This is a genomic window from Gloeocapsa sp. PCC 7428 (assembly GCF_000317555.1).
GTDB lineage: Bacteria > Cyanobacteriota > Cyanobacteriia > Cyanobacteriales > Chroococcidiopsidaceae > Chroogloeocystis.
In genome coordinates, this window is sequence record NC_019745.1 from 98449 (window position 1) to 119905 (window position 21457).

Here is a 21457-nt window from a genome sequence, read left to right on the forward strand (position 1 = left end):
TAATGTCTTTTCACATTTTCAGCTATAAAAGATATGAGATAATTTCTCAATAAATTTGAGAATATACTTAACTAAAATGAGGAAAATTTATACGAGTAAGGAGTGGCCAGAAATCGAGGAAGAGGGTTATCGAAATGGCAAGGTTATTTACCATGATGATGATATTGAAAGTGTTGAAATTTGGCAACATCCACTTCAAAAAGGGTTAGTAAGTGCGACTCCACTTTGCCTAGGACTTCAAACTGATATTGTTAACGTTGAGTATCCAGAGACTTATGCAAATGATTGTCTAGAGACAGATGCTACCGGATACCCTACGATAACTCTGGTTTTTCGGAGTGCTGGGGTGCAATTAGAGCAAATTTTTGGTGTGAATGAAGATGCTTGCGAACAGTCTGGCGAAAGCTATTTATTTTACTATCCCGTAGAAACGCGAGAAATTGAGACACACATTGCAGGACAAGATATAAATGTCAGAGTTCGCCTACAACCGCACTTGCTGCGATTACTGAGTAAAGGTCAGGAAACACATTTACCTTGCTTGCTTAAACCATTTTTGGAAACTGACACACCACCTTCATTTTATCAATCATTGGGCAAGATGACTCCGGCGATGCAAGTAGCATTGCAGCAATTACTACATTGTCCATTTCAAGGCATCATGCGACGTACTTATTTAGAAGCAAAAACACTCGAATTGATTACTTTGCAATTGGCTCAACTGTTTAACGATGGTACACCTTCGTATCAAAAGGCTAATTTGAAAAGCAGTGATCTTGAACGCATCTATCAAGCGAGAGATATTCTAATTCAAAATTATACAAATCCACCTTCATTGGTTGAATTAGCACGACGAGTGCAGTTAAACGATCGCAAACTTAAGCAAGGATTTCGCCAAATCTTCGATAACACAGTATTTGGCTACTTGCACGATTATCGTTTAGAGAAAGCTTGTCAACTTCTCATCGAAGACCGAATGACTGTAGCAGAGGTGTCTTATGCGGTGGGGTTTGCCAATAGAGGTTACTTTGCGGCGGCATTTCGCAAGAAGTTTGGCATAAATCCCAGTGATTATCAAGCACACTGGCGCAAAAAGTCCGCCTAGCGATCGCATTTGACCTTGTAGAGATCACCTAAAGTCGCAAAATAGCCTATTGTAACTACGAGTTATTGAAATTCAGTTGCAAGTGTTTAGTGCGATCGTGGTGTGTAGAGCTATAGGTCATAAATATCAAATTCTGGTCGCCATCGGTGCGATCTCAATTCTGGCGGTCAAACCTGCTCAAGCAGATTCTTTAGAGCGCATTCAGGATATTATTCATCCTCCAACAAGTGCAGCCCTGCTAGCTCAAAATGGTTTCACAGTTGTACAAGTAACAGGAGTTCAAGTCAATCCCACCGATAAAGGGATAGAAGTCATTCTACAGACTTTGTTAGGAGAACAGTTACAAATTACAAATCGCAGTGTTGCTAATAACTTCATTGTCGATATTCCTAATGCTCAATTGCGTTTAGCGAGTGGCGATAGTACATTCCGTTCAGAAAAACCAATCGCAGGAATCGCTGAGATAGCAGTTACTAACTTTGATGCTAATACTATCCGCGTGACCGTGACAGGTGAAGCGGGAATCCCAGTTGTAGAGTTGTTTGACAGTCCAGAGGAAGGTTTAATTTTCTCTGTTACGAGTACAGTAGCTGCCACGCCTTCACAACCATCAACTCAAGATAATGACACGATTGAATTGGTGGTGACAGGTGAACAAGATGGATATCGCGTACCGAATGCAACCACAGCAACTAGAACTGATACGCCATTGCGTGATATTCCTGGTTCGATTCAAGTGATTCCGCGTCGCGTCTTAGAAGACCAAAAAACGACGCGCCTACAAGACGCATTAGAGAACGTTAGTGGTGTACGTAAAGAAGGTAACTACGGAGGTACATCTGCTGGTGGATATAATATTCGTGGCTTCGCCCAAGATGGAAATTTCCGCAATGGATTTTCTGACAATGACTTTTATTCCTTGGTAGACCCAGCTAATATTGAGCGCATTGAGGTTCTCAAAGGACCTGCTTCGGTTTTATTTGGTCAAGCTGAACCAGGAGGAATTATCAATGTTGTCACCAAACAACCCCTTGGTACTCCTTATTATTCAGCTGAATTTAACCTTGGCAATTATGCATTTTATCGCTTCAGTTTTGATTTATCAGGTCCCCTCACCGATCATGATTTGCTATTGTATCGGTTGAATTTGGCTTATCAAAATTCTGGAAGTTTTCGAGATTATAACTTTCTAGAACGTGTATTTGTGGCACCTGTCGTTACCTGGAATATTAGCGATCGCACCTCACTAACTTTTGACTTAGAATACCAGAACAACAATTATCTTTTTGATCGCGGACTTCCATCACTCGGCGATCGACCTGCTCCTATTCCTATTAGTCGCTTCATCGGTTTACCCCATGTTTATGACGATAGCACTTTGCGGATTGGCTATCGATTTGAGCATGAATTTAGTCAGGATTGGCAACTACGTAATGCGTTTTCTTTTGTTTCTGGCAAATCATCTGGTACTTATGCCTATGGTGGCTATGAACTCATTGATGACCAGTTTGCCCCAATATACGTGAGTCGCGATGAGTTCACACGAGACATTTATACCTTGCAAACAGAATTAGTTGGACGTTTCAATACAGGATCGATTGTTCATCAACCTTTAATCGGGGTGGAATTAAGACGAAATGTATGGAATTACACCTCATTTGATGTCGCAGATCCCATACTACTCGATATTTTTAATCCTAATTATGATGTAGAATTACCTGCTACACCAGATGAAAGTACTTTCGCTTACACAACTCGTAGAGATACTTTAGGAATTTACATCCAAGATCAAATTACTTTTGCAGATAATTTCAAGGTTCTACTTGGTGGACGCTTTGATGCATTTTACCGTAGAGATGACTTCGGAACACTTGAAGAAGAATCCCTCACTGCTTTTACTCCCCGTGTTGGAATTGTTTACCAGCCAATTCTACCGATTTCGCTTTACGCCAGTTATACTCAATCGTTTCAACCCGATCGCTTCTTTGGTCGTTCAGCAGCTACAAACGAACCCTTTGAACCCACAGAAGGAACGCAGTATGAAGTAGGTATTAAAGCAGATTTTAGCGAACAAATTGCAGCAACTCTAGCAGCCTTTGAGATTACCAAAAGCAATGTTCTTACCCCCGATCCCAACGATCCTGATATTTCCATACAGGTGGGAGAACAAAGAAGTAGAGGTATTGAATTAGATATTGGCGGTGAAATTTTACCTGGTTGGAATATTATTGCATCCTACACGTATACCGACGCAATTACCTCGAAAGATAACAATATTCCCGTGGGTAATCGACTGATTAATGTTCCCGAACACGCGGCGAGTTTATGGACAACCTACGAACTTCAAAGCGGTGATTTAAAAGGCTTGGGCTTTGGCTTAGGGCTTTACTATGTGGGAGATAGATTCGCTGATTTAGAAAACACCAGCGTTTTACCGAGTTATTTTAGAACAGATTCAGCCGTTTATTATAGACAAGATAACTGGAGGTTAGCACTGAATTTCCGCAATCTTTTCAATGAAACTTATTATGAGACATCTCAAGGCAGAAATACAATCTATCCTGGCGCACCTTTTACTGTCATCGGATCGTTTTCGATTCAGTTTTGACCTTGATTTTTATTAAGTCCAAAATGTTTTTAAAATGCTGCAAAGCGATCGCATTATACAAATATACTACCTGGTTTTTGCTAACAGCTATCTTGATGACAGCTTGTCATACGGGTAGCTCCCAAAAATTTAATTTGGATGAGCGATCGCTATCTCCGGATTGTCGAGTTGTAGAAAATACCGTTGGGAAAACTACGATTTGTGGTACACCTCAAAAAGTAGCAGCCTTAGAACCAAAAATGCTAAGTATGATGCTCGCGCTTGATGTGCAACCTGCTGCTTACGCCGATGCTTATTTGGTGCGCTCTCCCCAATTTGACAATCCTAGCAAACAGATTCCTTACTTAGGCAATTTTGTCACAAGTCAGCCGATTAATTTAGGCGATCGCAATAATCCTTCGCTCGAAACTTTGACTCGACTAAAACCAGATTTGATTTTGGGTGTAAGCTCTCAAGAAAACAAGTTATTGTCTTCCATTGCTCCCACGGTGCTAATAAACACTGATAGCAAGGGATGGCAAGATAATATTCAAATTGTCGCTAAAGCACTCGATCAAGAAGACAATGTACAACAAGTCATTGATTCGTATCAACAACAGCTTGCTGAAGTTCGCACCCAATTAGCTCCTCTAGTAACCACCCATCCGCGAGTGTTGAATATCATTTGTAGTCAATCGATGGACTACATTGAGATTGGATACAATGGGGACACAGTTCGCCTCTTGAAAGCCGTTGGATTTCAACCTGTATTACTTAATAATGTAGAACCAAAACCAGGATTACGAGCCACAGTCACAATTGAAACACTATCCCAACTCGATGCAGATATTATCATTGTCCATACTTGGCTCGATCAATGGGAAGGCAATTCTACTTATAATGTTCCCCTAGAAGAACTCAAGCAAAAATGGGTTAAAAATCCCCTTTTACACGGTTCAAAAGCATGGAAAGAAGGTCGAGTTTACTTCGTTGACTATCAAATGTGGGGGAGTGTTATTGGTGGACCAATTGCTGATTCTCTGATATTAAAGCAACTGCCAGCACTTCTACTTTCACCTGTACAAGGTAATTTAAATCCGACATGAAATAGTATAAATGGGATTTTGTAGCCCGTGCGGTGCTAGATAACTTATTTAAGTATTTAAATAGCACATTCTAGATGATGAGGGTTTTTATTGTTCATGCGATCGCGCTGCTTCTCTCACTTTTGAAACCTCTAATTCTAGTGCTTCTGCAACTTGTTCCAAGGTTAATCTTAACTTCAATAACCGAGGTACTGCTTCTATTTTCCCGTCTTCCATCCTTCTTGGTAAACCCTTGTCTGTTTCAAATCACCTAATCCTAACATTGCTCGAATCTCCGCCTGACTTTTGTGAGGAAACTTATAAACAACGATTGTTTCTATAACAATCCTAAATCATTTGTAAGAATCTCTCTCCTTGTCTTTATCTTTGTGTACTTTGTGGTGCGTTTTCCAAAAAATCTTACAACTCAAATAGGAGCGCTATATCTGGATCTATATAAGTAACTTATTATACCTGTAATAGCTACTAGCCATCTCTCATCAGCGCTGGTAATGAGTTGTGTCGCAGTCATTACCGAAAAGATGAAACACACATAAAAGGAACCATATGATAGACAATAAAGTTAACACAGCGATTGTCTCATAGCCAAAACCTATATCACTCATGGATTTTGCTAATCTTGTAGACCAGTTAAATGCTGGAACAATTTTGCCCGAAGGGATAGTGCTAACTACCCTGATGGTGATTGTCATAGGCGATTTGATTGTCGGGCGTAGTGCGTCGCGCTGGATTCCGTATACAGCGATCGCAGGTTTACTCGCCGCCGTCGTCGCGTTATATCTTCAATGGGATAACCCAAATCCGATCTCATTTCTTGGTGCTTTTAATAGTGATGACCTCAGTATCGTCTTTCGCGGCATCGTCGCGCTATCGACTGCGGTAACGATTTTGATGTCGATTCGCTATATTGAACAATCTGGCACAGCTTTAGCAGAATTCATCGGAATTATGCTGACAGCAACGCTAGGCGGGATGTTTTTGTCTGGGGCTTCGGAATTAGTCACAATTTTCATCTCCCTGGAAACCCTCAGTATCTCTTCGTACTTGATGACAGGATACACCAAGCGCGATCCCCGCTCGAACGAAGCAGCGTTGAAATATTTGCTGATTGGTGCTTCGAGTACAGGTGTTTTTCTTTACGGCGTCTCCCTACTGTATGGTTTATCAGGAGGCGAAACTCAACTCAGTGCGATCGCTTCCGCAATTGCAGATGCTAATTTAAGTCAATCCCTCGGCTTGGTGATTTCTTTAGTCTTTGTGATTGCAGGTGTTGCTTTTAAAATTTCGGCGGCGCCCTTTCACCAGTGGACACCTGACGTTTACGAAGGTTCACCGACACCTGTTGTAGCGTTTTTATCCGTAGGTTCCAAAGCCGCAGGATTTGCTTTAGCAATTCGCCTGATGAATAGCGCCTTCCCGTTACTGATTGACGAGTGGCAATTTGTGTTTACCGCGCTGGCTGTCCTCAGTATGGTGCTAGGTAACGTCGTCGCGCTGGCACAAACCAGCATGAAACGGATGCTAGCTTATTCCTCGATTGGACAAGCTGGATTCGTGATGATTGGTTTAATTGCGGGAACCGAAGCAGGGTACGCCAGTATGGTATTTTACCTGTTGGTTTACCTGTTCATGAACTTGGGAGCGTTTACCTGTTTGATTCTATTTACACTGCGGACAGGAACCGACCAAATTAGCGAATATTCAGGACTTTATCAAAAAGATCCTTTGCTAACGCTGTGTTTAAGTATCTGCTTGCTATCTTTAGGCGGTATTCCACCTTTGGCAGGATTCTTCGGTAAGATTTACTTGTTCTGGGCAGGTTGGCAAGCCGGACAGTATGGATTGGTGTTACTCGGTTTAGTCACCACGGTAGTTTCAATTTACTACTACATTCGTGTCGTACGCATGATGGTTGTGAAAGAACCGCAAGAAATGTCCGATGCGGTGAAAAACTATCCCGAAGTACAATGGAATTTACCTGGAATGCGACCGCTGCAAGTCGGCTTAGTGCTAACCTTGGTAGCTACATCGTTAGCAGGAATTTTGTCAAATCCATTGTTTACTTTGGCTAACACCTCAATTGCACGGACAACAACCCTACAACCCATTGTTATTAGTTCTCACTTTAGTGCTACTGCGCCAGCAGAAAATTCTGCACTTCAAACTCAGCAATAGGCAGCAATGTATTCACAGCTGCTTCCATATTAGTAGCCTGACTTAATTCGTCAGGCTTTTTCATTGAAATTGATGATTCTATCAGAAGTTCAACCAATCGCAGCGATCGCCACAACTCCTACTGCTGCCAAAACGCTACAAAAACTGTGTCAAAATGGTATCACACTTTGGGTTCCAGAATCAATTGGTGATGTCAGAGGCACAAAGGTTTACACAGGTTCGCTCAAAACGCATGTCGCTGAACTTTGGAAAACACACCGAGGTTTAATCTTTGGTTTAGCAACGGGCGCGGTGGTGCGGCTTATAGCACCTTTACTTCAACATAAATCTTGCGATCCCGCAGTTGTTGTTGTCGATGAAACCGGTAAGTTTGTTATTAGTTTGTGCAGCGGACACCAAGGCGGTGCCGATAAACTGACGCAAACGATCGCACGCTTACTTAAGGCAACACCTATATTAACTGGCACTGCATCTACATTAGGATTACCCGCAGTTGATATTTTAGGAAATCCCTTCGGTTGGCAAAAGGGTGTAGGAAATTGGACAGAAGTTAGTGCAGCAGTAGCACGCAATGAACCAGTACAAGTTATTCAAGAAGCTGGTTCTACGCTATGGCAATCTACCGCAAGCTTTCAAAACTCTAGTTTAACCCTTGAAACCACTCCCAATACACCAGCTATTTACATCACCCCTCGTTCTTTAGTGCGGGCAAGGCATTGCCTTGCCTCTCATACCCCCTCTATCCACTGGCATCCGCGTGTTTTATGGCTGGGAATTGGTTGCGAACGCGGGACATCGCGGGAATTAATTGAGAGCGCAATTACACAAGTTTGTCAAGAGTATCAATTAGTCGAACAGGCGATCGCAGGTATTGCCACAATTGATCTCAAAGCAGATGAAGTTGGATTAGTTGAATTGTGTCGCGATCGCAATTTTCCATTACAGACTTTCTCTGCTGATGTTTTGCGCAGCGTTACTGTCCCCAATCCCTCAAAGATCGTTGATGCGGAAGTGGGAACCCCCAGTGTCGCCGAAGCTGCGGCGTTGTGCGCTGCAAAAGCGCAAAATCTACTTGTTGCTAAGCAAATTTTTCGTGCTGCTGAATTTCAAGGCGCTGTTACAGTTGCGATCGCGCTAGCCGAACAAGAATATACTGGACGTACTGGCAGATTGTTATTGGTAGGGATAGGACCAGGACAATTAGATCAAATCACTCCTGCTGCACAAGCGGCGATCGCTTCTGCGGATGCCGTTATCGGTTATTCGTTGTACATCGATTTGATCGCCCCACTCCTCCAGCCACACCAAATCATCGAAGCCTTACCCATCACTCAAGAACGTCAACGGGCGCAACGCGCAATTTCCCTCGCCCAGTGGGGTTTGACGGTTGCCGTCATTTCTTCGGGTGATATTGGTATTTATGGAATGGCGGGTTTAGTTTTAGAAGAACTGCTTCTTCAAGGCTGGGATGGTAAAACTCCCAATGTAGAAGTGTTTCCAGGAATTACCGCGATGCAAGCCGCTGCTGCGCGTTTAGGTGCGCCATTAATGCATGATTTTTGTGCAATCAGTTTGAGCGATTTATTAACACCGTGGGAAGTCATTGAAAAACGCCTACACGCCGCCGCCCAAGCAGATTTTGTTACTGCATTATATAATCCGCGATCGCAAACCCGCATCCAACAACTTACGAGTGCGATTAAGATATTCTTACAGTATCGCAATCCGCAAACTCCCGTTGCAGTAGTACGTTCTGCTTACCGTCAAGACGAACAAATTACGCTGACAACGCTTGAAAAATTACTTGATGTACCTGTAGATATGCTAACAACCGTTTTAATCGGCAACCAAAGTACGCGCACTCAAGGCGACTGGATGATTACACCACGAGGATATAATGCTGCTTTGCCGTAGGAGTTGCTGCGTTTGGGGAAAAGCAGGAGTGTAAAGGGGCAGGGGAACCGAGGAGAATAAAACTATGAATTGGTATAACATCGATAGGTAAAGGTCATGATAATCGTGCCGTTGTCATTGGCGGTAGCATTGCGGGGCTACTTGCAGCAAGAGTGCTAGCAGATTATTTTCCGCAAGTTATCATTATTGAATCTGACAATTTACCCGCACAACCTCACTCTCGTAAAGGCGTTCCGCAATCGGTACAACCTCACGTTTTACTTGCAAAAGGATACCGAATTTTAGAAGAACTTTTTCCTGGTATTGGTGATGAATTGCAGCAAGCGGGTGCGTTACCACTAGATTGGGCGCGAGAATTTTATCATTATAGTCATGGTGGTTGGAATTGCGTTACTACAACGCCTTCTGATGTGATTTCTTTAACGTGTAGCCGCCCGTTAATTGAATGGTAAATTCGTCGTCGATTAGCGCAGCTGTCTAATATAGAGTTTATTGATGGGAAACGTGTCACAGGATTATTGGGCGATCGCGGTTCAATTACTGGTGTTTACTTGCAATCATCTGAAAAATTCCCTGCGGCTTTTGTTGTCGATGCCAGTGGAAGGCGATCGCAAGCACCAAAGTGGCTACAAAGTCAAGGATTTACTTCACAATTATTAATCCGTTACTTGGTTATGCAACTCGCCGCTATCGTCTGCTAAAGCCTCAACCTGACTGGAAAGTGATGTTAGTATCGCAATCACCTCCACATAATACGCGGCTAGGATATTTAGCACAAATTGAAAATGGCGAGTGGATTGCAACGCTTGGTGGATACGGGCGCGATTATCCACCTTTGAGCGATCGCGATTTTTTGGATTTCGCCCGTAGCTTAGCTAGCCCTAAATTTTATGAAGCGATAAAAGATGCTGAACCAATTTCGCCAATTTATGCACATCGAGCAACAGCAAATCGATTACGCCATTATGACAAAATTGAACTACCGCATAATTTTGTTGTTTTAGGAGATGCTGTTTGTGCATTGTGTCCTGTTTACGGACAGGGAATGACAGTCAGCGCTTTATCTGCGATCGTGCTACGCAATTGGCTGCAAAAAGAGTATAGTCATTCTTCTACTATTCTCAAATCTTCAGCCTTTCAAAAAAAATTAGCGAAAAATAATTTGCTGCATTGGAGTTTAGCAACTAGTCAAGATTCGCAATTTCCCACAACTCAAAGTCGTCGAGAAGTCACTAGCGGTGGATTATTAAGTTGGTATACAAATCGCTTATTGCAGCTTACTAACAGCGATCCACACACGTATACTCAACTCATCCAAATCGTTAATTTGCTGCGATCGCCGCTACAACTTTATCACCCCAAAGTTATTTTTCGTGTTGTCCGAAAGTCACCCAGCAAGAAAACTAACGGCGAATGCTACCAACTAAAAAGGTAAGTAAACTTGTTACCAGTGTTAAAACAATTGAACCTAACAAAGCTGGAAAAAACCCAGTGACAACAAAACCAGGGGTAATTGCACCAGCTAGCCAAATGACTAAGGCGTTAATGATAAATAAAAATAATCCTAAAGTAACAACGGTAAGTGGTAGTGTCAACAAAACTAAAATCGGCTTAGCGATCGCATTGAGTAATCCCAAAATCACCGCAGCCAGCAACGCCGAAGCAAAACTTGTCACCGCAAATCCTGGCACTATATAAGCTGTGATCACAAGTGCGATCGCACTTAACAGCCATATCAAAACAAACTGGATCATAACGTTCACTCCTCAATATCTAGCGAGTACAAGTACCAAAATACTGGAATTTGAGATGCGCTAAGCTGAAACGGCATTTTAGTCACACAATAGATCTTGACACTTCACTCACTATCTAAGTATGTTTTGGCGGAAACTAACTTTTCTGTTGTTGATACTCATATTATCGTTTTGGACGTTACCGGCGAAAGCTTTAGACTATCCTCCTCCTTTATCTTTTAGTAATGCTGAATTAAAAGGACGCGATTTTTCAGGACAAATGTTACGCGCTTCCGAGTTTTCTAACGCGAACATGGAACAGACAAATTTTACCGATGCTGATTTGCGAGGCGCAATTTTTAGCGCTTCGGTGATGACGAAAGCGAATCTACACGGTGCAAACTTAACGAATGCAATGGCAGATCAAGTTAACTTTACTAATGCCGATTTAAGCGCAGCTGTTCTTGCTGAAACAATTTTGTTACGCTCAGTGTTTGATAATACAGATATTACCGCTGCTGATTTTAGTGATGCAATTTTAGACGGCGTACAAATCAAAGAGTTGTGTCAACGTGCGAGTGGCGTAAATCCTACAACAGGTGTCGATACGCGGGAATCGTTAGGATGCAAGTAAAACGAGTTGGTGTCATTGGTGGCGGACAACTTGCTTGGATGATGGCAACTCCAGCACAAGCACTGGGGGTAGAATTAGTTATCCAAACGCCGAGTCGTGACGATCCCGCAGTAGCGATCGCTGCTGATACAATAATTGCCCCTATTAATGATGCTGATGCTACCCAGGAATTAGCATATCGCTGCGATGTCATCACGTTTGAGAATGAATTTGTTGATTTAGCTGCATTATTTCCACTAGCAGAAAGTGGTGTTTGTTTTCGCCCTCGCTTAGAGGCGTTATCTCCTTTACTCGATAAGTATCATCAACGCTGTCATCTAGAAAAATTGGGAATACCACAACCGAAATTTGTTTTACCCTCATCCCACAATCAGTTAGAGTTTCCCGTTGTTTTGAAGACTCGACGTCATGGTTATGACGGTCAAGGTACATTTATCATTAAAGACGCAGAAACTCTACAGCATAAATTAGATACTTCGCACAAGCCTTCAGAAGTTCTTCTAGAAGAGTTTATACCTTTTGAGCGCGAACTTGCGGTGATTGTGGCGCGAGCCGTCAACGGTGATGTCGTAACATTCCCCATTGTGGAAACTCAGCAAGAAAATCAAGTGTGTCGGCGGGTTATTGCACCAGCAGCGATCAGTTCAACTGTAGCTCAAGAAATTGAAGCGATCGCCCAGACGTTGATGAACAGTTTACAAGCAGTTGGCGTGTTTGGTATCGAGCTATTTCTGACAGGAGAGCAAAAAGTCTTAGTGAATGAAATAGCCCCGCGTACGCACAACTCTGGACACTTTACAATTGATGCGTGTGCAACTTCGCAGTTTGAGCAACACTTACGCGCTGTGTGCAATTTACCTTTAGGAAGTTCTGCATTAACGTGTAGCAGCGCGGTGATGATTAATCTATTAGGTTATGAATATGCACAAGACGACTATCTTGACAAGCGATCGCAAATTAGTCAAATTCCCCACGCGCACGTTCATTGGTACGGCAAGAATGAATCGCGCCCAGGGCGCAAGCTCGGTCATGTTACAGTTTTATTAGATGAAGTTAATCCCGAAGTTGCGCAGGCGATCGCCCAAAAGATTGAATCACTTTGGTATCCTGAGTCAAATAGGTAAATACTCTCGTTTAGAGGCTTATTGCCGCAAATTGCTGTACTTTCAGCCTTTGATCGTTTGTTAACGCAGCAAGCAAAAAAATAGAATCAATTGACAACATCAGACAAATTAATCGCTATAATGAATAAAGTTCCACTGCGGCGTTGGTGACTGCCAATAATGTTTTTGGATCTATGCTTTGTCGAATTAGGGAACCACTGTGTTCTAGCGGCAGTAGACCGAGCTTTGCTACTCGGAAACTTTAAGTTAGAGAAGAGGTACCCACCTGGATTTATCCAGGTCTAAAACTGAGGTAAAACGGCACTGCGGTGAACTCAAGCATCACAAAGATCTCTTGGTTTTAAACTGAGAGAGTTTTAACTATTGGTAATTGATATTCTTTCCAATGACCAATTACCCATTACCGATTAACTATTTCTATCTGCTGTATCAATCGCTGCGAAATTGTTATCCAGGATACGTTAGGATAGTTGAATTCTGATTCAAGTTGCGCTACTTTGTCTTCATTGCTGACTACCCCAGTATTTCCAGCGGCTGTTTCTCAGCTAGACAACGGTTTAACAATTATTCATCAATATATCCCTGCTACCCCTGTTGTTGTGGTAGACGTATGGGTACGTGCTGGTGCGATGTGCGAACCAGAACCTTGGTATGGGATGGCGCACTTTCTCGAACACATGATTTTTAAGGGCACTTCCGCAATACCTCCTGGAGTATTCGACTACGTTATTGAAAACCTAGGAGGAACCACTAACGCCGCTACAAGCCATGATTATGCTCATTTCTTCCTAACAACTGCTGCACCCTACCTAGAAGATACACTACCATACTTAGCAGAATTACTCCTCAACGCGGCAATTCCTGAGGAAGAGTTTGTTCTAGAGCGCGATGTTGTTCGTGAGGAAATTCGTTGCGCGTACGACGATCCCGATTGGATAGGCTTTCAGGCTTTGGGCGAGAGTATTTACCAGCAGCATCCTTACGGGCGTTCAGTACTCGGTAGCGAAACAGACTTGATGCAGTACTCGCCTGAAGCAATGCGTTGTTTTCATCACGCGCACTATCAACCAGAAAACATGACTGTAGTCGTTGTAGGGGGTATTGCTCAAGAACCTGCAATAGAGATTGTCCGTCAAGCTTTTCAGGAGTTTGCGCCGCGCAGCAAGTGTCCGCACACAGAAATTGCGCTCACCGAACCATTACTTGCAGGAGTTCGCCGTCAGGAAATCTATTTACCCAGACTAGAGCAAGCACGATTGTTGATGGCTTGGACAGGTCCAGGAGTCGATCAACTACGTCATGCGTATGGTTTAGATTTGCTTTCGGTGTTACTCTCTGAAGGTCGTTCATCACGATTAGTCCGCGAGTTACGCGAAGAACAGCAATTAGTACAAGGAATCGCGAGCAATTTTTCGCTTCAGCGCGATTCTAGTTTATTTACAATTACGGCTTGGTTAGACCCAGAAAACTTAGAACGTGTAGAATCATTGATTCGCACGCACTTAGAGGATTTACAAACAAACCTTATGACGCCAGCGGAACTGGCACGGTGTAAACGCGTGTTGTGTAATGATTATGCGTTCTCAACCGAAACGCCGAGCCAACTAGCAGGGCTTTATGGTTACTACAATACGATCGCGCAAGCCGAATTAGCAGTCATTTATCCCGAACAAATTCAGTCTTTTCAAGCAGAAGATCTTCAGTTGTTAACACAACAATATCTTTCACCATATTCTTATGCAGTTACAGTACTCAAACCTTGCTAGCCTAGAGTAAGAGGTCAGAGATCAGAGGTCGGGGGTCAGGGGGCGCAGAGGGGTAGAAGGTAGGTGGGTAGACGGGTAGTTGGGTAGTTGTGTTCTCTCCTACTCGCCTACGCTGCCACCCTCCTACTTATCACTAGCCACCAATCACTATTCCCTCGCCCCTCATATTGCACGCACAGACAGATGAAAACGGACAACGGACAATACATCGCGATCGCATCACCACCGAATAAACAGATTACCCGCACGGTTTTAAGTAATGGCATTGTCGTACTTGTAACCGCAAATCCAGCAGCCGATATCGTTGCTGCTAGAATATTTGTGAAGGCTGGAAGTTGTTGCGAAGCTGCACACCAATCGGGTTTAGTTCATTTACTTGCTTCGGTTCTCACCAAAGGAACACAAAAACGCTCTTCATTAGAGATTGCAGAGCAAGTGGAATCTGTCGGGGCGAGTTTGGGTACGGATGCTGCTGCGGATTATTTTTTACTGAGTTTGAAGACGGTTAGCTCAGATTTTTTGGAGATTTTGGCACTCGCCGCTGAATTATTGCGATCGCCTTCGTTTCCTGAACTAGAAGTCGAGTTAGAACGGCGCTGGTTGATGCAAAACATTCGTTCGCAGCAAGAACAGCCGTTTACCATTGCATTTGACCAATTACGGCAAGCAATGTATCAAAATCATCCGTATGCGTCATCAGCGTTAGGAACCGAAGCAACTGTAGCAAATCTCCGTCGTGATGATTTAATCGAATACCATCAAACGTATTTTCGTCCTGATAATCTAGTTATCAGTATTACCGGTCGCATTGCTGCAACTGAAGCTGTCGCTGCAATTGAAAAAGTTTTTGGTGATTGGCAAAATCCCGCAACTCCATTACCCGTGTTGCAATTACCTGACATCGAGTCACAACCGTATCAAATCAACAAACCTCAACCCACGCAACAATCAATTGTGATGTTAGGGTATCTTGCGCCGTCGGTACAGCAAAGTGATTATGTTGCTTTAAAGTTACTATCTACGTATTTAGGGAATGGACTTTCGAGCCGTTTGTTTGTGGAATTACGCGAAAAACGAGGATTGGCGTATGATGTTTCTGCGTTCTATCCCACACGCCAAGGTACTGCACCTTTTGTCGTGTACATCGGAACTGCTCCCGAAAATACTGCGATCGCCCTCGCAGGATTGAAAACTGAAGTTGAACTTCTCTGTACGCAACCGCTAGAAGAATATGCACTGCAAACCGCTAAAAATAAAGTACTTGGGCAGTATGCTTTGGGTAAACAAACCAATGCTCAAATTGCGCAAGCCTACGGTTGGTACGAAGCTTTAGGATTAGGAATCGAATTTGATACGCGCTTTCAGCAACAAATTGCGGCGGTCACTGCAACACAGTTACAACAAGCTGCGTGTCGTTATTTTCTGGCTCCTTATATCTCAATCGTCGGTCCAGAGGATGCAATTTCCATCAGTCAAGGTTGACTACGGTTAATATTTAATATAGCAGACGTCAGAGGGGCAAGGCAGTGCCTTGCCCGTAGAGGTCAGAGGTGAAAATTAATGAGGGTAATGGCTATTTGTACCTCCAATGTCCTAACGATCCCAACGAGACTGCCATAGCTTGAATTTAAGGAGGTGGACATAAGTTGTTGGGGAACGCGAAAAGCTTTTAGCACTTGGTAGTTAGCATTTAGCAATCAAACAACCGCTAATCACTAATTGCTAATAGCTAATCGCTATTTAGTTACCAGTTACCAATGACCAACTTCTTAGTGACATTTACTTTCACTCACTTACTTAGCAAAAATCTAGCGTGCGTTTTTGTGCTTGACTTTCCATCGCTAGCTCAATAATCCGAATTGTATTTCTTGCTTGTTCTGGTTTGACAATCAGTTCTTCATTTTGAGTAATAGCATTGTAGATATTTTGGTAATACGCCGGATAACAACCTGCCAGCGTTTCGATTTTTCCGTAGAAATGCAATCCGTTAATATCTGTATTCAGCACACCCCAACGTTCTTGTGGTTCTTTACCCCAATCACTACCTTCAGGAAGTCGCCCTTGTTTTAGTGCCTCTTCTTGAGGGTCCATGCCATATTTAATGAAAGAACCGGCTGTACCATGCAATAAGAAATGCGGTCCTAATTCCCTGACTAATTGACCAGCTTTTGCAGTAACTTTTAGTTCTCCATAATTTAAAATCAACTCAAATGCGTCTGCGGTTTTAGCTTTTGGTCGTTGCTTTCTAATATCAGCACTCACCGTATCTGGTAAACCAAAAAGACAAATTGCTTGGTCGATTAAATGCGAACCAAGATCGTATAAAATTCCTGAGCCAGGCTCATCGTATTCGCGCCAGTTCGTTTTGATCTGGTTACGGAAGCGGTCAAAATGAACTTCGTATTCGACTAATTTGCCTAATAAACGATTCTCAATAATTTGTTTAACAGTGAGAAAATCGCCATCCCAGCGGCGATTGTGATGGACACTAAGCAATTTATGACGCTGTTGTGCTAGCGCAATTAACTCAGTTGCTTGTTGTGATGTTGGTGTAAAAGGCTTTTCGACAACAACGTGTTTATCTGCTAGAAGTGCTTTTTGGACTAACTCGAAGTGCGAAGTATTCGGCGTAGCGACAACGATAAGATCGATATCAGAATCTTTTAGGAGTTCCTCAGCACTACTTACCGTTTCTACCCCAGGATAGCGCGCTTGACACCTAGTACCGTGACGTTCTACGACCTTGGTTAACTTGAGTTCGGGGATAACTGCGATCGCTGGTGCATGAAAGACTTCTCCAGCCATTCCATACCCGATGAGTCCGACACGTACTATTTGGTTCATGCTTACGGCGTTGGTTTGATTGGAACTGTAAAGTACATAGCGCGGGAAAGAGTAAAGCCTCTTTCCCTAAAACATATTTGTGCTTAAAACACAACGGGACTAAAAATGACCCAAAATACAAGGACAATCGCTGCTAAACTTGCGCTATAAATCACGTTTTGTCGATGTACTTTCGCAGATCCTAGCGCTTTATTGACTTTTTGTTCTGGTGTCAAGAACATACTGAGATGCTTTTGACTTGGCGCTGCGCTTGTCAAACTCACGAGTACCAAAATGAATACAGAGATGACAAACAGTAAAATCGCAAAGTGCAAAAAGTTAATATTCGCATAAGCAACTAACGGTCGCCAAGTAATCCAACCTGCACGGGTTCCTAGTTCTGCAACAAAGCGAATTGCACCCAAAATAAACCCTGCAATTAAGGCGTTAATGGCTCCTCTACCATTTGCACGTTTCCACAAAATTCCGACTAAGAAAACTGCGGCGATCGGCGGTGAAATATATGCTTGTACCGACTGTAGGTAAACATACAACTGATCGCTCATCAAACCAATGAACGGAAGCCAAAGTAAACCAGAAATGACGAGTACAATCGTTGATAGCTGTCCGGCTCTTACAAGTTCTCTTTCACTCGCATCAGGACGCCATCGCTTGTAAAAATCCATTACGACTAAAGTTGAACTGCTATTAAATACGCTGGATAGCGAACTCATCAAAGCTGCAAGTAAGCCAGCTACAACTAAACCTTTAATGCCAGATGGTAGCAGTTCATTCACCATCGTCGCGTACATTTGGTTAGGTGCAACATCAGGAAAGAGTTCTCGACCCGCAATTCCAGGTAGTACAAGGATAAAGACTGGCAATAATTTCAAAAATCCTGCAAAGATTGTCGATCGCCGTGCATTTTCAATATCCGGTGCTGCAAGCGTTCGTTGCACAATCATTTGGTCTGTACACCAATACCATAGTCCGAGAATTGGTGCTCCGAATAAAATACCAGTCCAAGGAAATTCAGGATGATTGACTGCTTTCCACAGATTAAAGAATTCGGGTTCAGCGCGCTCGATAAAAGGACCAAAACCACCGACATCGGTAATTGCGATCGCGGTCAGAAAAATTCCGCCCCCAATCAAGATAAATGCTTGCAAAAAGTCTGTGTAAATAACCGCGCGCAATCCACCAAAGACTGTGTATGCTCCCGTCGCCACAATCAAGACAATCGCACCTAGCCAGATATTCCATCCGAGAATCGTTTGCAGTACAAGCGCACCCGCGTAGACTGCTACACTAATTTTCGTGAAAATGTACGCAATTAACGAAACGGTAGATAAATACGTACGACATTGCGAATTAAAACGCTTTTCTAGAAATTCTGGCATTGTAAACACGCCAGTGCGCAAATAAAACGGGACAAAAAGCCACCCCAATAAAAGCAGCATAAAGCAAGCAATCCATTCAAATTGCCCTACTGCTAAACCTGAACTGGCTCCTGTTCCCGCTAGCCCAATAAAGTGTTCTGCCGAAATATTGCTAGCAAACAAACTAGCACCAATCGCCATCCAACCGATTCCACCACCACCGAGAAAGTATGATTTGCTACTTTCTAAACTTGTTCGACTCGACCAGTATCCAATTGCACCCACTGCAACAAAGTAAGCGACCAAAAAAAAGATATCTAACCCACTCACAACAACCCTCCTCAAGCTTCAGTATTTTTACTGAAGTCAATGCATCAACATTCAATGAGCGATAATCTAAAGGAAAACTTCACACGAGCAAATGTGTAGTTTCCTTCATCCCTGTTGCTAACTGAGCAGGGAAAATATACTTATTTGGACTAAGTAACCTTGAAAAAGTAAGAACTCAAAAATTTATCTAGTTCTCTATTTCAACTATATAAATGATAGGGCAGCTTAGCCGTTATTATCACTATACAATTAATCACACTATAAATACATAGTTGCTATCAATCTTAAGATAGATGTTGATTGCTCTAATATTAATTATTTTACTAACTCGAGTTACGTCCTGAGAGTTGGTATTATTTTACCTCAAAAAATATAAAATTGTTAATCTTCAACTCGTTCGTCAAATGTTTTATTTTTGTAAAGTGTTGACAATATAAACAGACTAATATTTATAGAATTATGTGAGTGATTGAACAAATAGTATCGCTGTAAGCTAGAACATTTATGGCTTAACAAGTTGTTTTGTGCGTGCAATGTCTACTAAAGGTGTTGCTCTGTTTTTGCTGACACGCAGAGCAATCAAACAGAGTAAATTGAGGAGAAATGAAAAAAAAACCACATTACGTTTTAGCCCCACTTGCCAGCATTATAGCGGCAAATTTAATGGGAACAATTCCCACATCTGCGCAAGTTATTCAAGAGAACATTGAAAGCTCTGCTGAACCAAGTATTGCAGAAGAACAGCCGAGTACTTTAACTCAATCTCAACAAAGCTTAGTCGTTGATTCGAGTGCTCAACTAGAAGAATCGACATTTATAGCAGATAATTTTTCCTTAGAAAATAATAGTACATCTACTATAAATTCATCGCAAACCAATACGTTACCAGTTGATATACTGACAGCAAATAATCAACAGCCAATGGGGCAAGTGACTTCAGTATCGCAACTATCAGATGTCCAACCGACTGATTGGGCATTTCAAGCATTACAGTCATTAGTTGAACGCTACGGTTGTATCGCTGGCTATCCTGATGGAACTTATCGAGGTAATCGTGCATTAACGAGATATGAATTTGCAGCTGGTCTAAACGCTTGTTTAGATCGAGTGAATGAATTAATTACTACAGCAACCGCAAATCAAGTCACCCGCGAAGATTTAGATGTCTTGCGGCGCTTACAAGAGGAATTTACTGGAGAACTAGCAACAATACGCGGTCGTGTTGATACCTTAGAAGCCCAAGTTGCTGAACTTGAAGCAAATCAATTTTCGACAACAACGCGGCTCAATGGAGAGATTGTTATTGCTGCGACAAGTGTTTTAGCAGGAGATAACGCCGCCGGAGAACCAATTGATCGCATTCCTACACTAGGTCAAAGAACACAACTGAACTTTAATACCAGTTTTACTGGTGCAGACTTGCTAACAACACGTATTCAAGGAAACAATATTACACCGCTCGGCGGGACAAATAGTGGTCCTCTACTGACAAACGAAGGTCGAGTAGAATTTGATGGCGATAGCGGAAATGATGTCGGACTTGCGTTGTTGCGATACCGTTTTCCGCTCACTTCTAGAACTAACGTTTACCTTGCAGCAGTCGGTAACGGTTTTGTTGACTTAGATGCTTCTTCTCAGCTTAACCCTTATTTCGATGGCGGTGCTGTTTCGTTGTTTGCGTTGCGTAACCCAATTTATAACTACAGCGGTGGCACTGGATTGGGTGTAAGACATCTATTTAGCGACAACTTAGAATTAAATTTGGGTTATCTTGTTCCTAGCCTTAATGCCGCAAGACCAAACGAGAAAAATGGTTTGTTTGATGGTAACTATGGTGCTTTAGCACAAGTGATTTTTAGTCCTAGCGACAACGCCAGAATTGGACTAACATACATCAACAGTTACAGCCGTTCGTTCTTCTTTGGGGAAGGCATAGATCCGCAACTTAATCCAGACTTCATCCCCTTTGGAACAAGTACAGGTAGTAACTTAGCCAACGACACGTTTGGTAGACCAGTTTCGATTAATGCCTACGGTGTGTCAGGAACGCTTGGACTTGGCACTAATTTTGCTGTGAGTGGTTGGGTAGGATATGCAAACCAGCGCTATATCGGTAGAGGCGATGCAACCGTTTGGAACTGGGGAGTAGGTCTTGCTTTTCCTAATCTGGGTCGAGAAGGAAACTTGGGCGGTATTTTCGTAGGTATGGAACCCAAAGTAACAGAAATTTCTAGCACTCTTAACGGTGGACAAGCTGATCCAGATACTTCACTTCACCTCGAAGCGTTCTACAGATATCAGCTAACTGACAATATCCAAATTACTCCTGGTGTGATCTGGCTAACAGCACCAAACCACAATGCGAATAATGATGATGTTGTTATCGGCGTCTTGCGAACAGTATTCCGCTACTAAGTTTGCTTAATTAGTGCGCTTTAGCTACTCATTATGTGGAGAAAGTAGGCGCAATTCACATAGGGCAAAGATTGCAGCTTTATTAGCTATGCCATAATGATACCATATTGGTACAGTGGAGCATAGCTATGAAGGAGAAAAAGCATAGTCTTACCCTCAGGCTCGATGATGTGGAGAAAGAAAAGCTAGAAAAGTTAGCAGAAGCCTCCGGTTTAAGTTTAGCGGCAACAATGCGGCAACTCATTAGAAACGCTAAAGTCAAGACTAATTCTTAGTTCAATTCTACAACTGTGCTGTAGTTACTAAGTCGTTATGCAAGAGTCCCTCTATTTTTTGGGACTCTTTATTTATAACACTGTGATTTTA

18 protein-coding genes and 1 other RNA gene are annotated in these 21457 nt (G+C 42.7%); 15 read left to right on the top strand and 4 right to left on the bottom strand.

Annotated features, from left to right (window positions below; genetic code table 11):
* Positions 1 to 76 precede the first annotated feature (76 nt).
* From GLO7428_RS00465 to GLO7428_RS00475, 3 genes are all read left to right on the top strand, one after another.
* The gene (locus GLO7428_RS00465; protein ID WP_015186587.1) at positions 77 to 1105 is read left to right on the top strand and encodes an AraC family transcriptional regulator; all 1029 of its coding nucleotides are present in this window, start codon (positions 77 to 79) and stop codon (positions 1103 to 1105) included.
* A gap of 82 nt (positions 1106 to 1187) precedes the next feature.
* Positions 1188 to 3713, top strand: a complete 2526-nt coding sequence (locus tag GLO7428_RS00470) for a TonB-dependent siderophore receptor (RefSeq protein ID WP_015186588.1) — start codon at positions 1188 to 1190, stop codon at positions 3711 to 3713.
* 23 nt (positions 3714 to 3736) lie between these two features.
* Complete coding sequence (locus tag GLO7428_RS00475) at positions 3737 to 4798, top strand: iron-siderophore ABC transporter substrate-binding protein (protein ID WP_015186589.1); 1062 nt, start codon at positions 3737 to 3739, stop codon at positions 4796 to 4798.
* 87 nt (positions 4799 to 4885) lie between these two features.
* Here GLO7428_RS00475 and GLO7428_RS29355 read toward each other — a convergent pair whose 3' ends face one another.
* Positions 4886 to 5014 (bottom strand): hypothetical protein, encoded by a 129-nt coding sequence (locus tag GLO7428_RS29355; RefSeq protein ID WP_255348358.1) that lies wholly within the window; start codon positions 5012 to 5014, stop codon positions 4886 to 4888.
* A 387-nt stretch (positions 5015 to 5401) separates the two neighbouring features.
* On the opposite strand from GLO7428_RS29355, the gene GLO7428_RS00480 reads away from it, so the two are divergent.
* From GLO7428_RS00480 to GLO7428_RS28205, 5 genes are all read left to right on the top strand, one after another.
* A complete protein-coding gene (locus tag GLO7428_RS00480) occupies positions 5402 to 6973 on the top strand; it encodes an NAD(P)H-quinone oxidoreductase subunit N (RefSeq protein ID WP_015186590.1) in 1572 nt (523 codons plus the stop codon).
* A gap of 72 nt (positions 6974 to 7045) precedes the next feature.
* Positions 7046 to 8887 (top strand): precorrin-3B C(17)-methyltransferase, encoded by a 1842-nt coding sequence (gene cobJ, locus GLO7428_RS00485; protein ID WP_015186591.1) that lies wholly within the window; start codon positions 7046 to 7048, stop codon positions 8885 to 8887.
* Positions 8888 to 9039: 152 nt separating this feature from the next.
* Positions 9040 to 9339, top strand: coding sequence for a hypothetical protein (locus tag GLO7428_RS28195; RefSeq protein ID WP_196797425.1), 300 nt, complete (start codon positions 9040 to 9042; stop codon positions 9337 to 9339).
* Positions 9340 to 9405: 66 nt separating this feature from the next.
* On the top strand, positions 9406 to 9588 hold the full coding sequence (locus GLO7428_RS28200) for a hypothetical protein (RefSeq protein ID WP_369792513.1): 183 nt from the start codon (positions 9406 to 9408) through the stop codon (positions 9586 to 9588).
* Entirely contained in the window at positions 9510 to 10322 is an 813-nt protein-coding gene (locus GLO7428_RS28205; RefSeq protein ID WP_196797426.1) for a hypothetical protein, read from the top strand. Before GLO7428_RS28200 ends, GLO7428_RS28205 begins: the two co-directional genes overlap by 79 nt.
* Here GLO7428_RS28205 and GLO7428_RS00495 read toward each other — a convergent pair.
* Positions 10291 to 10641: a phage holin family protein gene (locus GLO7428_RS00495; RefSeq protein ID WP_015186592.1), complete on the bottom strand. Its 351-nt coding sequence runs from the start codon at positions 10639 to 10641 to the stop codon at positions 10291 to 10293. The two genes, GLO7428_RS28205 and GLO7428_RS00495, sit on opposite strands and share 32 nt — an antisense overlap.
* Before the next feature lie 148 nt (positions 10642 to 10789).
* Here GLO7428_RS00495 and GLO7428_RS00500 point away from each other — a divergent pair, with 148 nt between their 5' ends.
* The 5 genes from GLO7428_RS00500 (at position 10790) to GLO7428_RS00515 (ending at position 15626) form a co-directional block, all read left to right on the top strand.
* Complete coding sequence (locus GLO7428_RS00500) at positions 10790 to 11254, top strand: pentapeptide repeat-containing protein (RefSeq protein WP_196797427.1); 465 nt, start codon at positions 10790 to 10792, stop codon at positions 11252 to 11254.
* Positions 11245 to 12378, top strand: a complete 1134-nt coding sequence (locus GLO7428_RS00505; protein ID WP_015186594.1) for a 5-(carboxyamino)imidazole ribonucleotide synthase — start codon at positions 11245 to 11247, stop codon at positions 12376 to 12378. Before GLO7428_RS00500 ends, GLO7428_RS00505 begins: the two co-directional genes overlap by 10 nt.
* A gap of 129 nt (positions 12379 to 12507) precedes the next feature.
* Positions 12508 to 12694: non-coding RNA, 6S RNA (ssrS, locus tag GLO7428_RS26370), on the top strand.
* A gap of 190 nt (positions 12695 to 12884) precedes the next feature.
* Complete coding sequence (locus GLO7428_RS00510) at positions 12885 to 14144, top strand: pitrilysin family protein (protein ID WP_015186595.1); 1260 nt, start codon at positions 12885 to 12887, stop codon at positions 14142 to 14144.
* Positions 14145 to 14327: 183 nt separating this feature from the next.
* Positions 14328 to 15626, top strand: a complete 1299-nt coding sequence (locus GLO7428_RS00515; RefSeq protein ID WP_015186596.1) for a pitrilysin family protein — start codon at positions 14328 to 14330, stop codon at positions 15624 to 15626.
* 315 nt (positions 15627 to 15941) lie between these two features.
* Here the strand turns inward: GLO7428_RS00515 and GLO7428_RS00520 are convergent, their stop codons facing one another.
* Positions 15942 to 16988 (bottom strand): oxidoreductase, encoded by a 1047-nt coding sequence (locus GLO7428_RS00520; protein WP_015186597.1) that lies wholly within the window; start codon positions 16986 to 16988, stop codon positions 15942 to 15944.
* 83 nt (positions 16989 to 17071) lie between these two features.
* Positions 17072 to 18676, bottom strand: coding sequence for a sodium:solute symporter (locus tag GLO7428_RS00525; protein WP_015186598.1), 1605 nt, complete (start codon positions 18674 to 18676; stop codon positions 17072 to 17074).
* A 603-nt stretch (positions 18677 to 19279) separates the two neighbouring features.
* Between GLO7428_RS00525 and GLO7428_RS00530 the strand changes: the two genes are divergently transcribed.
* The gene (locus GLO7428_RS00530) at positions 19280 to 21091 is read left to right on the top strand and encodes an iron uptake porin (RefSeq protein ID WP_015186599.1); all 1812 of its coding nucleotides are present in this window, start codon (positions 19280 to 19282) and stop codon (positions 21089 to 21091) included.
* Between the two features lie 128 nt (positions 21092 to 21219).
* Positions 21220 to 21366, top strand: a complete 147-nt coding sequence (locus tag GLO7428_RS00535) for a ribbon-helix-helix protein, CopG family (RefSeq protein WP_015186600.1) — start codon at positions 21220 to 21222, stop codon at positions 21364 to 21366.
* Positions 21367 to 21457: the final 91 nt, after the last annotated feature.

What these genes read in the sequence shown, in the direction of transcription:
- GLO7428_RS00465 (WP_015186587.1), top strand. Translation starts at nt 77, where the DNA reads ATGAGGAAAATTTATACGAGTAAGGAGTGGCCAGAAATCGAGGAAGAG.
- GLO7428_RS00475 (WP_015186589.1), top strand. Translation starts at nt 3,737, where the DNA reads ATGTTTTTAAAATGCTGCAAAGCGATCGCATTATACAAATATACTACC.
- GLO7428_RS29355 (WP_255348358.1), bottom strand. Translation starts at nt 5,014, where the DNA reads ATGGAAGACGGGAAAATAGAAGCAGTACCTCGGTTATTGAAGTTAAGA.
- GLO7428_RS00480 (WP_015186590.1), top strand. Translation starts at nt 5,402, where the DNA reads ATGGATTTTGCTAATCTTGTAGACCAGTTAAATGCTGGAACAATTTTG.
- cobJ (WP_015186591.1), top strand. Translation starts at nt 7,046, where the DNA reads ATGATTCTATCAGAAGTTCAACCAATCGCAGCGATCGCCACAACTCCT.
- GLO7428_RS00495 (WP_015186592.1), bottom strand. Translation starts at nt 10,641, where the DNA reads ATGATCCAGTTTGTTTTGATATGGCTGTTAAGTGCGATCGCACTTGTG.
- GLO7428_RS00505 (WP_015186594.1), top strand. Translation starts at nt 11,245, where the DNA reads ATGCAAGTAAAACGAGTTGGTGTCATTGGTGGCGGACAACTTGCTTGG.
- GLO7428_RS00515 (WP_015186596.1), top strand. Translation starts at nt 14,328, where the DNA reads ATGAAAACGGACAACGGACAATACATCGCGATCGCATCACCACCGAAT.
- GLO7428_RS00520 (WP_015186597.1), bottom strand. Translation starts at nt 16,988, where the DNA reads ATGAACCAAATAGTACGTGTCGGACTCATCGGGTATGGAATGGCTGGA.
- GLO7428_RS00530 (WP_015186599.1), top strand. Translation starts at nt 19,280, where the DNA reads ATGAAAAAAAAACCACATTACGTTTTAGCCCCACTTGCCAGCATTATA.
- GLO7428_RS00535 (WP_015186600.1), top strand. Translation starts at nt 21,220, where the DNA reads ATGAAGGAGAAAAAGCATAGTCTTACCCTCAGGCTCGATGATGTGGAG.